The organism is Streptomyces lancefieldiae (assembly GCF_031845825.1).
Classification (GTDB): Bacteria; Actinomycetota; Actinomycetes; order Streptomycetales; family Streptomycetaceae; genus Streptomyces; species Streptomyces lancefieldiae.
The window spans coordinates 151,807-165,026 of record NZ_JAVRFH010000006.1 but is presented as its reverse complement, the minus strand read 5'-3'; the positions used below and the strand labels follow the sequence as shown (position 1 = coordinate 165,026).

Below are 13,220 nucleotides of genomic sequence, written 5' to 3'. Positions count from 1 at the left end.
GGCCCATGTCATCCGGCACCTCCCCCTCCCCCCTGCGCGCCTGGTGGGCGCAGCGTCCGCCGGCGGCCGGGGCCGCGGTGATGGCGACCGGCATCCTGTCGGTCGGCCTGCACCTGACGGGCCACGAGGTCCTCTCCCGGATCGCCCTGGTCCTGGCCTGCGCCGCCTGGCTGACCCTGGCGGCGAACTTCGTCCATCTGCTGCTGGTCGAGCGCGTGCAGTGGGTGACGCGGGCGGGGACGCCGGGCGCGCTCACCGCCGTCGCCGCGACGACCGTGCTCGGCACCCGCTTCTCCCTGCTCGGCTGGTCGCCCGTGGCGGTCGCGCTGCTGGTGCTGGCCGCGCTGCTGTGGCCGGGGCTGCTCCCGCTGGTCGTGCGGCACTGGGGGCGCCGGATGCCCGGGGCGGTGTTCCTGGGCTGTGTGGCCACCGAGGGGCTCGCGGTGCTCGGCGCCACGCTGTCCGCGGCGACCTCGACGGCCTGGCTGGCACACGCGTCCCTGGTGCCGTTCTGGCTCGGGATCGTGCTCTACCTGATCGCGCTGTTCCGCTTCGATCTGCGGCAGGTGGCCCGGGGCAGGGGGGATCACTGGGTGGCGGGCGGCGCACTCGCGATCTCGGCGCTCGCCGGCGCCAAGCTGCTCGCGGCGGCCGGGACGGGCATGTACCTGTGGAACGACGACGACAACGCCGTCCTGCACGACGTGACCGTCTTCCTGCTCGCCCTCGACCTCGCCTGGTACGTCGTACTGCTCGCCGCCGAGATCGTGTGGCCGCGGGTCCACTACGACGTGCGCCGCTGGTCGACCGTCTTCCCGCTCGGCATGACGGCGGCGGCGACGCTGTCCGTCGCCGCCGTCGCCGACGCCCCGTGGCTGGACGCTCCCGGTCAGGCGCTGCTGTGGATGGCGGTGGCCGCGTGGCTGGCGGTCGCCGTGGGGGCGGTGGCCTCGGCCCGGGCAGAGCTGCGGTCCGTGGGCTCGGACGCCGCGTAGGTCAGGTCCGCCCGTAGGTCAGGTCCGCCGCGTAGGTCACGTCCGCCGCGTAGGTCAGGTCCACAGCACCGCGATGAAGATGTTCGCCACGGTCAGCAGGCCCACCAGGCCGAACAGCGGCTTGTCCACCTTCTCGTCGTCGCGCTTCACGTAGACGAGGCCGAGGATCACGATCAGCACGGCGAGCTTCACGCCGATCTTGATGTTGTCGACGGAGTGGTCCTCTGCCTGGTTGAGGCCGACCAGGACCGCCCCGGTGACCAGCATCGTCAGCGCGCCGTGCAGCATCGCCGGGGTGAAGCGGGCCGCGCCCCGGCCCATCGCCTTCATCTGGGTCAGGAAGCCCCCGAGGAGCGCCGCGATGCCGATGATGTGCAGACCGACGAAGAGGTGGATGAGTACGTCCATGAGGCCGGAGCCTAATCAGCGTCCGGGCACCCTCCGACACCGGCCCGCCCGGCACGAAGGGGCCCGGACGCGGACAAGCGCCCCATAGCACCCCGCTGCCCTCATGCGTCCCCGATCCGGCACATCGGTCATCACCCTGTGTGAAGAGGACGGTCTCGCGCCCGGCCCGCGGTCGCTTACGGTCAGCATTCACTCCGGTACCGCCAGTTCCACGCAATCCGTCACCGGCTCGTGATCCGCGCGCCTAGCGTCCTGCCGCAGGTGACCGGCACGAACAGCGACCGGCACGAACAGCGACCGGCACGGACAGCGACCGGCGGGTCGCACGGAAGGACGTGGATCCCAGGTGGCAGCACACCGCAGGCCACGAAAGCGCCCGGCGGGCGGCGGGGCGGCCCGTGCCGCCGCCGCGATCACCCTCGCGGGCGCGGCCACCGCGACCGGGCTGGGCGGCGGGACCGGACACGCCGACCCCGAGCCGACGCCGGCTCAGGTGAGGGCCAGGGTGGCCAAGCTCTACCAGGAGGCGGAGGTCGCCACGGAGAGGTACAACGGCGCCAAGGAGAAGGCGGACACCGCCGAGCAGCGCCTGGAGAGACTGAGGGACGAGGCGGCCCGCAAGGAGGACCGCCTGAACTCGGCGCGGGAGGCCCTGGGGTCGGTCGCGGCGGCGCAGTACCGCGACGGCGGCCTCGATCCGGCCCTGCAGCTCATGCTCTCCTCCGAGCCGGAGCGGTATCTCGACGGCGCCGCGTTCGTCGAGCGGGCGGGCAGCCGGCAGACGGCCACCGTGCGCCGGGTGCGGGCGGAGCTCCGGGAGGTCGAGCAGCTGCGGGGCGCCGCGCGCGTCGAGCTGGCCGCGTTGAAGTCGCGGCGGGCCGAGGCGCAACGCCACCGGGAGACCGTCACCGGCAAACTGGAGACGGCACGCCGCCTGCTGTCCCGGCTGACGGCCGGGGAACGCGCACGCCTCGGCGGCGGTACGGGTGAGCACGCCTCCGGCGCCTCGGCCGGTTCGCGGGAGGCGCCGTCCGCCTCGGCACAGGCGCCCGACTCCCGCGCCGCGGCGGCCGTCGCGTACGCCTACCAGAAGCTGGGCAGCCCCTACGTGTGGGGGGCGACCGGCCCGAACGCCTTCGACTGCTCGGGGCTCGTCCAGGCCGCCTATCGCGCCGCCGGCGTCTCCCTCCCCCGCACGTCCTACGCCCAGATCGACGCGGGCCGCCGCGTCGCACGCTCGGAGCTCGCCCCCGGTGACCTGGTCTTCTTCTACTCCGGCATCAGCCACGTCGGCATCTACGTCGGTGACGGGCGGATGATCCACGCCCCCAATCCCTCGGCTCCGGTCCGCCTCGCCCCGATCGACGAGATGCCGTTCGCGGGGGCCACGCGGGTGGTGTGAGGCCGTCTTTCCGCCAAGTGATCGGCCGATCCGGCGGGTTCACGCTCGCGTTCAGCGTTCACACTCACGTACACAACACTTGCGCGGACCCTTGCCACCTCAAGGGTCCCGCCCTATTCTCCCCAGGACAGAAAGCGCTTACTCGCTTGTCATGCCTAGTTCATTTCGAGTCAAACCGCAGATCGCTCCAGTCGAGGTAGTGAACGAGCCGCACCAGCACCGCCTCTCCCCGCCCCAGGGAAGAGCGGCCTCGCACCGACTCGAAGCCAGCACGCGCAAGGGCCGACCGGCGACTCGCCCACCCCAGGGCGGCAACCCCGACCGGCCCGCCGAACGACAACAGCACGCGGCACCCGCCGCCACGCGAAGACGAAAGGCGAGGCGAACATGAGACGACCAGTCGCCATACGGCTCTCAGCCGCACTGGGCACGCTGGCCCTGGCGGCCGCCACCGGTGCGGTTCTGACGGCACCCACGGCGTCGGCCGCGGCCAACGGGGCCACCGGCTACGCGACCCAGAACGGCGGGACCACCGGCGGCGCGGGCGGGCAGACCGTCCGCGCCACCACGGGCACCGCGATCCACCAGGCCCTGTGCAACCGGGCCGCCAGCAGCACCCCGATCGTCATCGAGGTCGAGGGCACCATCAATCACGGCAACACCACCAAGGTGTCGGGCGACAGTTGCAACACCGCGGCCGACAAGATCGAGCTCAAGCAGATCAGCAACGTCACGATCGTCGGCGTCGGCAACGGTGCGGTCTTCGACCAACTGGGCATCCACATCCGCGACTCCAGCAACATCATCATCCAGAACGTGACCGTCCGGAACGTCAAGAAGTCGGGCTCGCCCCTCTCCAACGGCGGTGACGCCATCGGCATGGAGAGCACCGTCCGCAACGTGTGGGTCGACCACGCCACCCTGGAGGCGTCGGGCGGGGAGTCGGAGGGCTACGACGGCCTCTTCGACATGAAGGACAACACCCAGTACGTGACCCTGTCCTACAGCACGCTGCGCAACTCGGGCCGCGGCGGCCTCATCGGGTCCAGCGAGAGCGACCGCTCCAACAGCTACATCACCTTCCACCACAACCTGTACGAGAACATCGACTCCCGCGCGCCCCTGCTGCGCGGCGGCACGGCCCACATGTACAACAACCACTACGTGAGCCTCAACGAGTCCGGCATCAACTCCCGGGCGGGCGCGAAGGCCAAGGTGGACAACAACTACTTCGAGGACTCCAAGGACGTCCTGGGCACCTTCTACACCTCCGAGGCCGGCTACTGGCAGGTCGGCGGCAACATCTTCGACAACGTGACCTGGTCCGAGCGCGGCAGCGAGAACAACCCCGCCGGCCCGAACCCGCAGTCGAACACCACCGTGAGCATCCCCTACTCCTACAGCCTCGACGACGCGGGCTGCGTGCCGGAGGTCGTGAGGGCGACGGCGGGCGCCAACAAGGGTCTGCGGGTGTCGGACGGCAACTGCTCGGCCGAGACCCCCGACCCGACGCCGGACCCCACCGACCCCACGCCGGACCCGACCGACCCGACGCCGGACCCCACCGACCCGACGCAGCCCGGCGGAACCAACCTCAGCCTCGGAGCCGGCGCCGACGGCTCCTCCAAGGCGAGCGGGACGAGCTACGGCAACGTGCGCGACGGTGACCTGAGCACCTACTGGTCACCGGCCGGCTCGACGGGCTCCGTCTCCGTCAAGTGGGGTTCGGCGACCACGGTGTCGAAGATCAACATCAGGGAGGCGGCGGGCAGCTCCGGCGCCATCGGCTCCTGGAAGGTCGTCAACGGCGACACCGGCGCCACCCTGACCTCGGGCAACGGTGCGGGCGTCATCACCTTCCCCGCCACCTCGCTCAAGAAGATCACCTTCACGATCACCAGCGCGTCGAGCACCCCGAAGCTCGCCGAGTTCGAGACCTACGCCGGTTAGCCCGGACCAGGCCGCGGGCGAGCAGGGCGGCCTCTCGGGCGAGGGCGACGGACCGGGAGGGAACGGCCGCGGAAGCGCTCGGCACCCCGCCCCGGCCTTCGCCGGGCGGCGCGACGGTACGGCAGCCCCGGCACAGCCCACCGTCGAAGGCGGTGGGACGCCCCGGCACGCCGCACTCGGTGCACTCCGGCATGAGACGGCCGACGAGGCGGGGTTCAGGGGCCTCTGGAGTCGGCTCCGGGCCCGTGGAGGCCGGCCGGGAGATCCGGGCCCGCTGCGTGCTCACGGACGGCCGCCTCCGCATCACGGTGTCGGACGCCGACGCCACGCTTTCGACACCCGCCACGGCTTGCCCGGACGACGTGTCAGGGCGAGGCCTCGCCCTGGTGGCAGCGCTGGCGGCGGACTGGGGCGCGCACAGAAGGGAATGCGGCATCGGCAAGGAGGTGTGGTTCGAGGTGTGACACGAGGGCCGCCTCGGGCACCCCCCTGCGCGGTCGGTCCGTCACACCAGTCGGCGGGCCGTGGCCCACCGGGTCAGTTCGTGGCGGTTGGACAGTTGGAGCTTGCGCAGGACCGCCGAGACGTGGGACTCGACCGTCTTCACCGAGATGTACAACTGCTTGGCGATCTCCTTGTACGCGTAGCCACGGGCGATCAGGCGCAGCACCTCGCGTTCGCGCTGGGTAAGGCGGTCGAGGTCCTCGTCGACCGGCGGGGCGTCGGTGGAGGCGAACGCGTCGAGGACGAAGCCGGCCAGGCGGGGGGAGAAGACGGCGTCGCCCTCCTGGACCCGGAAGATGGAATTGATCAGGTCCGTACCGGTGATCGTCTTGGTCACGTAGCCGCGGGCGCCGCCGCGGATCACGCCGATCACGTCCTCCGCCGCGTCCGAGACGGACAGGGCGAGGAAGCGGACGGGCTGCTCGGCGTCGCCCATCAAGGGAGCGCAGCGGCGCAGTACTTCGACGCCGCCGCCGCCGGGGAGGTGAACGTCGAGGAGCACCACCTCGGGCCGGGTCGCGGTGATCACCGTGACGGCCTGGTCGACGTCGGCGGCCTCGCCGACGACCTCGACGCCGGTCTGCGCGGTCTCGCCGATCTCGGCCTGGACGCCGGTGCGGAACATCCGGTGGTCGTCGACGAGCACCACCCGCACGTGACGCTCCCCCGTGCCGCCGTTCGCCGGCTGTGCGGGGTCGCCCGCCCCCGCCGTGCCGTTCGCCTCGGTCGAGTCGCTCATGACGTCTTCTCCGCCCTTTCCATCTCCAGCTCGACCTCCGTGCCGCCGTCCGGCACCGCGCGCAGCCGCGCCGTGCCGCCGTTGCGCTCCATGCGGCCGATGATCGATTCTCTGACGCCCATGCGGTCGGCGGGTATCGAGTCGAGGTCGAAGCCGGGGCCGCGGTCCCGGACGGACACGAAGACCGTCCTGCCCTCGACCTCGGCGTAGACCTGAACCGCGCCGCCCTCGCCACCGTACTTGGCGGCATTCACCATAGCCTCGCGTCCGGCCTGCATCTGTGCGCCGATCCTCTCGTCGAGGGGACAGTCACCGACGACCACGACCTCGATGGGGACGCCGTGCTTGTCCTCCACCTCGGCGGCATTGCGTTTCACGGCCTCGGCGAGGGTGGTGGGTTCGTCGTCCTCGTCCTTGCCGTTGCCCTCCGGCTTGTAGAGCCAGGCGCGCAGGTCGCGCTCCTGGGCACGGGCCAGGCGGCGGACCTCGCTCACGTTCTCCGCGTTGCGCTGTATCAGGGTCAGGGTGTGCAGCACCGAGTCGTGCACGTGGGCGGCGACCTCGGCGCGCTCCTGGGCCCGGATGCGCATCAGCCGCTCCTCGGAGAGGTCCTGCGTCATGCGCACCAGGTAGGGGCCGGCGAGGAGCGTTATCCCGACGAGGACGGCGAGGGCCGCCTGGAGGACGGAGCCGAGGTGGGCGGCGGAGCCCTGGAGGACGAAGATGCCGGTGACACCGGCCGTCACCAGCAGGACACCGGCCACTGAGCGCAGCAGGGTGACGGTGCGCCGGTGGCGCCCGACCTCGGCCCAGCGGGCCCGCTGGGCGTTGTCCGCCTGGCGCCAGACGAGGGCCACGCCGGCGCCGACGAGCACGGTCGGCCAGAGGTAGGCCTTCACTCCCCCGCCGAGATCGACGTTGCCCACGAAGACCAGGGCCACGACGACCATGAGGAGCAGCGCGACGATCTGCCCCTTGTCCGGTTTGCGGGCGACGAGTCTGCGGCGGCCGTCCGGCGAGGTCTCGGAGGTGACGAGGGACGGCGGCTTCTGGGCGTCGACGCCGCCGACGCCCAGCGGCACGAAGAACCAGAAGGCCGCGTACAGCAGTGCGCCCAGGCCGTCGGCCATGAACAGGCCGACGAAGACGAGCCGTACCCAGATGACGGGCAGCCCGAGGTGCCCGGCGAGCCCCCGCGCCACGCCACCGAGCCAGCGTCCGTCGCTGCTGCGGTAGAGCTTGCGCGGCGGCCGCGGTTCGACGAGTGGCGCTGCTGCGGCTTCCGGCATGACATCGATGGTCACACGGCTGCGGGAGGCGGAGCATCAGGGTCGGTCCCCGAGACTCCCCTGATCTTCGGACCGCGGGTCCCTCGAACGCTCCCCGGGCGTCGCGTCAGGGCCGATATCAGGGTCCGACCAGGGTCGTACCGGCTGCCGTCACGGCGTCGCGGCCGTCACCATGGACTCATGACAGATCACGAGCACGCCGCGACGGGCCCGGGACCCGGCACCGGCTCCCGCCCACCGCTGGGTGCCGGGGCGCAGGATGCCGTGCCCGCCGCGGATGCCGCGAGTGCCGGGGGTGCCACGGCCGACGCGGGCACCCCCGTCGGCACCGACGCCCCGGGTCCGCCCCACAAGTTCCGGCGGGACCGGGGGCACAAGACGCTCGCCGGGGTGTGCTCCGGCCTCGGGCGGCAGTGCGACATGGATCCGGTGATCTTCCGGATCACGCTGGCGGTACTCTCCGCGACCGGCGGCATCGGCCTCATCTTCTACGGCTTCGCCTGGCTCTTCGTCCCGTACGACGGCGAGGACGAGAACGAGGTGCGCAAGCTGCTGACCGGCCGGGTCGACGGCCAGGCGCTGGCGGCCGTGCTGTTCGCGCTGGTCGGCTGCGGGGTCTTCCTGACCATGCTGAACAACGGCGGCGTGCTGACCTTCGGCGTCGTCCTCTCCCTCCTTCTCGCGGGCGCCGGATACTGGTCGCGGCAGCGGGGGGCCCCGGGCCCCGACCCCCTCTCCGCCCACGCCGCCGCCGACGCTCCACCGGAGGCCCAGGCGCCCCCGGTCGCGGTCACTCGGCCCTCCTGGTGGCGCGACCCCATAGTCAAGGACGGCACCCACGTCGGCGGTACGGGATATCTGTGGGGCCCCAAGGATCCCCTCGATCGTGACATCGATGCGGCCGTCAACATCGGTCGCGGGCTCCACGGTGGCGCCCGCACCACCCCGAGCGACCGGCGCTCCCGGCCCCTGCAGCCGCGCGGCCCCCGCGGAATCGGCGGCTGGGTCTTCCTCCTGGCCCTGCTCGCGGGCTTCCTCGGCACCCGGCTGACCTGGGACGAGCACCCGCTCGGCACCAGCCTGCAGACCGGCCTGGCCTGCGCGCTCGCCGTCTTCGGCCTCGGTATCGCGGTCAGCGCCTTCCTGGGGCGCACGGGAGCCGGTTCGATCTTCCTGGCGATCATCACGGCCGGCCTGCTCGCCGGGTCGGCCGCCTTGCCCAAGGACGTCGGCACCGACTGGGTCAGGACCACCTGGCGGCCCACGACGGTGGCCGAGGTACGCGAGCAGTACGAGGTCGGCGCCGGCACCGGCACCCTCGACCTGTCCCGGCTCGACCTGGCCGGGGGACAGTCGGTGACCACCCGGGCCGAGGTGGGCATGGGCCGAATACGGGTCGTCGTGCCACAGGACGTGACCGTGCGGCTGAGCGTCGAGGTGGGCGTGGGCGACATCCAGTTGCCCGGCGACGACGCGAAGGACGTGGACGTGGCCCCCGGCAAGCACAAGGAGATCACTCTGTCCCCCACCACGGGCGGCAAGGACGCCGGCACGCTCGACCTCGACCTGGAGGTCGGCGTCGGACAGGCGGAGGTGACCCGTGCTGCGTCATAGGTTCCAGCCCGGACGGCTGGTCGCCGGCGTCTTCCTGATCCTCGCGGGCGTCATCTACGCCGGTGACGCGGACGGACTCTGGGACACCCCGTGGTTCGTCATGATCCCCGTCGTCATGGGCGGTCTCTGCCTCGCGGGAGCGGTCGGAGTCCTGACCCGGGACATTCGCCGACGCCGCGGAGCGCTCCGCACGAACGAGGACGAGCCCCGGGCGGACCTCCCCGGCTGAGCCGGCTTCAGCCAACCGTCCCCGGGGGCGGCCCCACAGCGAACGTCCCGTGGCCCGGTCGCACCACAGCGAACCGCCCCACTGACCCGCCGCACCACAGCGAACCGCCCCACTGCCGGGCGGCCCTCAGGGCCTAGTAGTAGAGGCCTCTGCGGTGTCGGTTCCTGATCAGGGCATCCAGTGACCAGAGGGGTGCGCCGGCCAGCACGAGAGGTACCCAGCAGAACATGTACGGGAGGTCGTTGCCGTAGTAGTACGGGTCGGCGGCCCAGCTGACGGTCAGCCAGAGGCTGAGGGAGATCAGCACACCGCCGAGCGCCGCCACACGGGTCAGCAAGCCCAGCAGGGTGCCGATGCCGACGGCCAGCTCGCCCAGGGCGATGGCGTAGCCGAAGCCAGGCGGATTCTTCAGGGCCAGGTCGACCAAGGAGGGGATGGCCGAGGAGTCGCGGACGGTACGCATCATGTCGCCGACGGAGCCGGCGCCTGCGTCCTTCATGAAGGCACTGTCGGTGAGTTTGTCCAGGCCCGCATAGATGAAGGTGATGCCCAGGAAGAACCGTAGGGGCAGGAGGGCGTACCGGGTGGCGTTGTCCCGCCGGCTCCGGCCACCGTCGAGATGGGAGATGTGCGTTTGCGTATCAATGCCGTGAGTCATCACTGCCAGTCGCCTCTCGCCCGCGCGTGCCGAGACCCCCTCAACAGACCATACGTACGACGCGGAGACTCCGCTCAATCCTTGCGCCAACCGGCTGCATCATGTCGGGTCGAGACGGCGCATGCCGCGGAGAAGCTCCGAGGGGCGTCAGTCCGTCACGTCGATCGCGTACCGGTTCGTCTCCACTCCCGCACTCGTGATCACCTGGACGTCCACCCGGCCCGGTTCCACGTCCGCCGGCACCGGGACCGTCAGCAGGTCGTCCGTGGGGTTGCTGAATCCGCCCGTCACCGGGACCAGGGGCACGTGCACGTTGACCGCGCCGATGCGGACGACCATGCGGGAGAGACGGTCCGCGCGCTGGGCACCGGGTGGGACGAAGCCGGCGCCCCGGATCTCGATGTCGTCACCGGTGCGGACCGGTGCGTCCAGGTCACCGGCCTCCCGCGCCCGGACCACGGAGAGGATCACGGGACGTCCGCCCTCCGCGTACTTCCCGGCCACGTAGGTCGCCGCCGACACCAGCACCACGACCGCCAGCCCCCAGGGCAGGTCGGGAAGTTGTTCCGGCCTCCGGGCCAGCCGTACCGCCGCGAACACCAGGGCGACGGTGCTGATCACGACGTACTGGATGTCTGCGAAGGTCCCGCGCCCCGCGTCGTCCGCCAGCAGGTCGGCGGCGCGCGGCCGGTCCGCCCGTACCTTCTGCAGCCGCTGCCCCAGCACCCGCAGTCCGACGCGCCGCACCAGGACGGCGATCCCGCACACCACCGCGAGCACGGTCACCACCCCGGCGCCCCGGGCGAGTTCGAGTCCGGAGATCAGCGAGTCCCGTCGGCCGTGTCCCGAGGCCACCGCCAGCTGACCGGCCAGTACCAGCACCGCGTAGGCGACGAAGAGCACCCAGGTCGCCGCCACCGCCCGGGAGGTGGACAGGCGGTTGTCCTCACCGATGACCGGGGCCAGCGCCCCGCCCCGCGCCCGGTGGAACCACGACGCGGCCGTCAGCGCACCGGCCACGACCAGCGCCGCCGCGAGCCCGGCGGTGCGCGCCGCCGTCCAGCCGGCACCGATCGCGGTGAGCGACTGCCCGAGCAGGAGCAGTACGACCGCCGCCCACACGACGGCCGCCGTGCGGCGCCCGAGGCCCGCGAGCCACGCCTCGCCCTCGGCACGGCCACGCTCGGCGACGAGTTCCGCGGACTGGGACAGCTCCTCCGAGACCCACTGCCGGGAGGCGGAGGGCGAGTGGGCCACCGCGGCCGGCAAGCCCTGCCCGGCGGCGAACTCGTCCCGCCGCAGCAGGAACGCGGCGACCGCCCGGCGGTGCCCCTCACGGGCGCCGTGCGGGCAGTCCCCGCAGGTGCAACCGCCCCCGTGCGCCACCCCGTACGCGCCCTTGTCCGAGCCGCTCCCGCGTCTCGCCTCCTGCACCGCCACGTCCGACGCCCGCCTTCCCGAACCCCTGCCGAAATCCAGCACCAACATCCGCGCAACCGTCCACGGCACCGCGTACGGCCCGCCTACGGCATCGGCCACGACCCGCCTACGGCGCCGACCACGACACCTCGCACGGCAGAAACCGTGACCGGGCCCCGACAGCCCCGCAAGTCCCTTGCGACGACAGCGAATTGTGCCGTACACCAGCCCCCGCGCGCCCGTCACCCCCGGTCCCCTCTGCTCAGCACGGGTGACGCGCGGACCGCCGTGTTGACCCGGCTGCGAGAATTCCGTTATGGCCGAGATCATCCAGCGCGACGGGACCTGGGCGTTCGACGGCAGCACGGTCCGGATCACCCCGGGTCTGCACCGCTCGGTGCCGCTGTTCCGGCAGACGTACGGAGAGGTCTCGGTGCCACTGGAGGCCGTCGCGGGCATCGTCTTCGAGCCGGATCGCAAACGCGGGCGGCTGCGGCTGCGGCTGCGCGAGGGCGCCGACCCGCTCCTCCAGGCGACCGGCGGCCGATTGCCGGAGGCGGCGGACCCGTACCGGCTGACGGTGACGCTCGACCGCTGCGGGGTCGCCGAGTACGTCGCCGAGGAGGTTCGTCGCGCGCTGCTGCTCGACCAGGTCCCCGACGGGCCGACGACGGCCTACCTGCTGCCCGGACCGCCGGTGCCGGTCTCGGTGCGTTCCTCCGACGGCACGGTCTCCTTCGACGGCACGCGGGTTCGGATCGACTGGGCCGACACGTCCGACCGGGTCAAGCGTGCCACCGGCCCGCGGATCATCGCCGTCGGCGACCTGTCCCGGGTCGAGTGGCTGCCGAACTCCGGGGCCGCGGACGGGTTCCTCAGGTTCGTGACCCGCGAGACGGCGTTCTCCAAACTGCCGCCGGAGAAGGACCCGCACACCCTGGACCTGTGGGGCAACGCCCGCCGCGACCTGCTCACCGCCCTGATCGCCACCGCCGTCACGGCCCGGCTGCCGCATCCGTCCACCCGCGGGGGTGACGCGTACGCCGGTCACGGCGCGAAGGACCCGAGCGTCCGGGCCGGTGCCCGGCGCCGGCTCACGGATGCCGTACCGCCCACGCCCCCGGCCGGCCATCACGACGTCCTTCTGCGCCGGTTGCGCGAACTGGGCGAGCTGCACCGCGGCGGCGTCCTCACGGACGAGGAGTTCGCGATGACGAAAGCGGCCGTGCTCCGGGGATTCCGCGTCGGCCACGACGACGGGCACGTCTGAACGTCCGAACGTCTCACCCTGAACGTCTCACCTGAACGTCTCGCCCTGAACGTCTCACCTCTGACCGTCCAGTCCAGCAGACGCGGCTCGCTGCGGCGGCTCCCATTCCTGGAGACCGACAACCGCGGCCGAACACTCCGGCGAGTAATCACCCCCAGGTCAAAGCGCCGATCACGCCGGAGAACGCTTGACACACGGCCTGACACAGATGTTTTTGTACTCGTCCTCAAACGAATCCGAAAGTGATCACCTCTGAGAAAACGTCACTGGGCGGCCTGAGTCGTGAAGAGAGTGGCCGCGCGCCCCCTGGCGACCGAGGGAGCCCTCGACGCCAAGCCGTCGGTCGGCCAAACTTGATACACAATAAGCCACGGCGGACTCATCGTTCCCGTATCTCCTCACTGGCCCCAGTAAACGGAATTTCATATTCCATCCGACGGATTCCGCGCTCTTGATTGCACCCTTTCCGTGTCATAGCCTCGAGCGGAAGTGCCAGCGGCATCTACCTACGGAGGTAAACCATGGCAAGTTCTTCAGACGACCGCACTGCCGTCGACACCGAATTCCCCGAGGTCGAGGTCCGGGTTTCTCCGGTGACCGACCGGGCCCGCGCGACCTTCGCCAAGACTCACGCCCGTCCGGGCGTTCCGGACTTCGCGAAGCTGTTCGCCGACTCCGAGAAGTAGACAGGCCGGTCAATTAGCTGAGCGTCCGGTCACGGGATTCCGTGCACATCACGCCTC

13 protein-coding genes are annotated in these 13,220 nt (G+C 71.5%); 8 read left to right on the top strand and 5 right to left on the bottom strand.

Annotated elements, in window-relative coordinates; genetic code table 11:
* The first annotated feature begins 5 nt into the window (after positions 1 to 5).
* Positions 6 to 995 (top strand): tellurite resistance/C4-dicarboxylate transporter family protein, encoded by a 990-nt coding sequence (locus RM812_RS08415; RefSeq protein WP_311571762.1) that lies wholly within the window; start codon positions 6 to 8, stop codon positions 993 to 995.
* A gap of 54 nt (positions 996 to 1,049) precedes the next feature.
* On the opposite strand, the gene RM812_RS08410 is transcribed toward RM812_RS08415, so the two are convergent.
* Positions 1,050 to 1,403 carry a hypothetical protein gene (locus tag RM812_RS08410; protein WP_311571761.1) on the bottom strand — a complete coding sequence of 118 codons (354 nt, stop codon included), beginning with the start codon at positions 1,401 to 1,403 and terminating at the stop codon, positions 1,050 to 1,052.
* A 346-nt stretch (positions 1,404 to 1,749) separates the two neighbouring features.
* On the opposite strand from RM812_RS08410, the gene RM812_RS08405 reads away from it, so the two are divergent.
* From RM812_RS08405 to RM812_RS08395, 3 genes are all read left to right on the top strand, one after another.
* Complete coding sequence (locus RM812_RS08405; RefSeq protein WP_311571760.1) at positions 1,750 to 2,805, top strand: C40 family peptidase; 1,056 nt, start codon at positions 1,750 to 1,752, stop codon at positions 2,803 to 2,805.
* A gap of 387 nt (positions 2,806 to 3,192) precedes the next feature.
* Entirely contained in the window at positions 3,193 to 4,755 is a 1,563-nt protein-coding gene (locus tag RM812_RS08400) for a pectate lyase family protein (protein WP_311571759.1), read from the top strand.
* Positions 4,756 to 5,000: 245 nt separating this feature from the next.
* A complete protein-coding gene (locus tag RM812_RS08395) occupies positions 5,001 to 5,219 on the top strand; it encodes an ATP-binding protein (RefSeq protein ID WP_311571758.1) in 219 nt (72 codons plus the stop codon).
* Between the two features lie 41 nt (positions 5,220 to 5,260).
* Here the strand turns inward: RM812_RS08395 and RM812_RS08390 are convergent, their stop codons facing one another.
* The gene (locus RM812_RS08390) at positions 5,261 to 5,998 is read right to left on the bottom strand and encodes a response regulator transcription factor (RefSeq protein WP_311571757.1); all 738 of its coding nucleotides are present in this window, start codon (positions 5,996 to 5,998) and stop codon (positions 5,261 to 5,263) included.
* Positions 5,995 to 7,287 (bottom strand): ATP-binding protein, encoded by a 1,293-nt coding sequence (locus RM812_RS08385; protein WP_311571756.1) that lies wholly within the window; start codon positions 7,285 to 7,287, stop codon positions 5,995 to 5,997. The genes RM812_RS08390 and RM812_RS08385 overlap by 4 nt, the downstream gene beginning before the upstream one ends.
* Before the next feature lie 180 nt (positions 7,288 to 7,467).
* On the opposite strand from RM812_RS08385, the gene RM812_RS08380 reads away from it, so the two are divergent.
* The gene (locus RM812_RS08380; protein ID WP_311571755.1) at positions 7,468 to 8,901 is read left to right on the top strand and encodes a PspC domain-containing protein; all 1,434 of its coding nucleotides are present in this window, start codon (positions 7,468 to 7,470) and stop codon (positions 8,899 to 8,901) included.
* Complete coding sequence (locus RM812_RS08375) at positions 8,888 to 9,130, top strand: hypothetical protein (RefSeq protein ID WP_311571754.1); 243 nt, start codon at positions 8,888 to 8,890, stop codon at positions 9,128 to 9,130. Before RM812_RS08380 ends, RM812_RS08375 begins: the two co-directional genes overlap by 14 nt.
* A gap of 133 nt (positions 9,131 to 9,263) precedes the next feature.
* Here the strand turns inward: RM812_RS08375 and RM812_RS08370 are convergent, their stop codons facing one another.
* Together RM812_RS08370 and RM812_RS08365 are read right to left on the bottom strand one after the other, a co-directional pair.
* Positions 9,264 to 9,788 (bottom strand): DoxX family protein, encoded by a 525-nt coding sequence (locus tag RM812_RS08370; RefSeq protein ID WP_311571753.1) that lies wholly within the window; start codon positions 9,786 to 9,788, stop codon positions 9,264 to 9,266.
* 147 nt (positions 9,789 to 9,935) lie between these two features.
* A complete protein-coding gene (locus RM812_RS08365; protein ID WP_311571752.1) occupies positions 9,936 to 11,228 on the bottom strand; it encodes a hypothetical protein in 1,293 nt (430 codons plus the stop codon).
* 295 nt (positions 11,229 to 11,523) lie between these two features.
* Between RM812_RS08365 and RM812_RS08360 the strand changes: the two genes are divergently transcribed.
* Both RM812_RS08360 and RM812_RS08355 read left to right on the top strand, forming a co-directional pair.
* Positions 11,524 to 12,477, top strand: a complete 954-nt coding sequence (locus RM812_RS08360) for a DUF4429 domain-containing protein (RefSeq protein ID WP_311571751.1) — start codon at positions 11,524 to 11,526, stop codon at positions 12,475 to 12,477.
* Between the two features lie 521 nt (positions 12,478 to 12,998).
* Positions 12,999 to 13,163 (top strand): hypothetical protein, encoded by a 165-nt coding sequence (locus RM812_RS08355; protein ID WP_311571750.1) that lies wholly within the window; start codon positions 12,999 to 13,001, stop codon positions 13,161 to 13,163.
* Positions 13,164 to 13,220 lie beyond the last annotated feature (57 nt).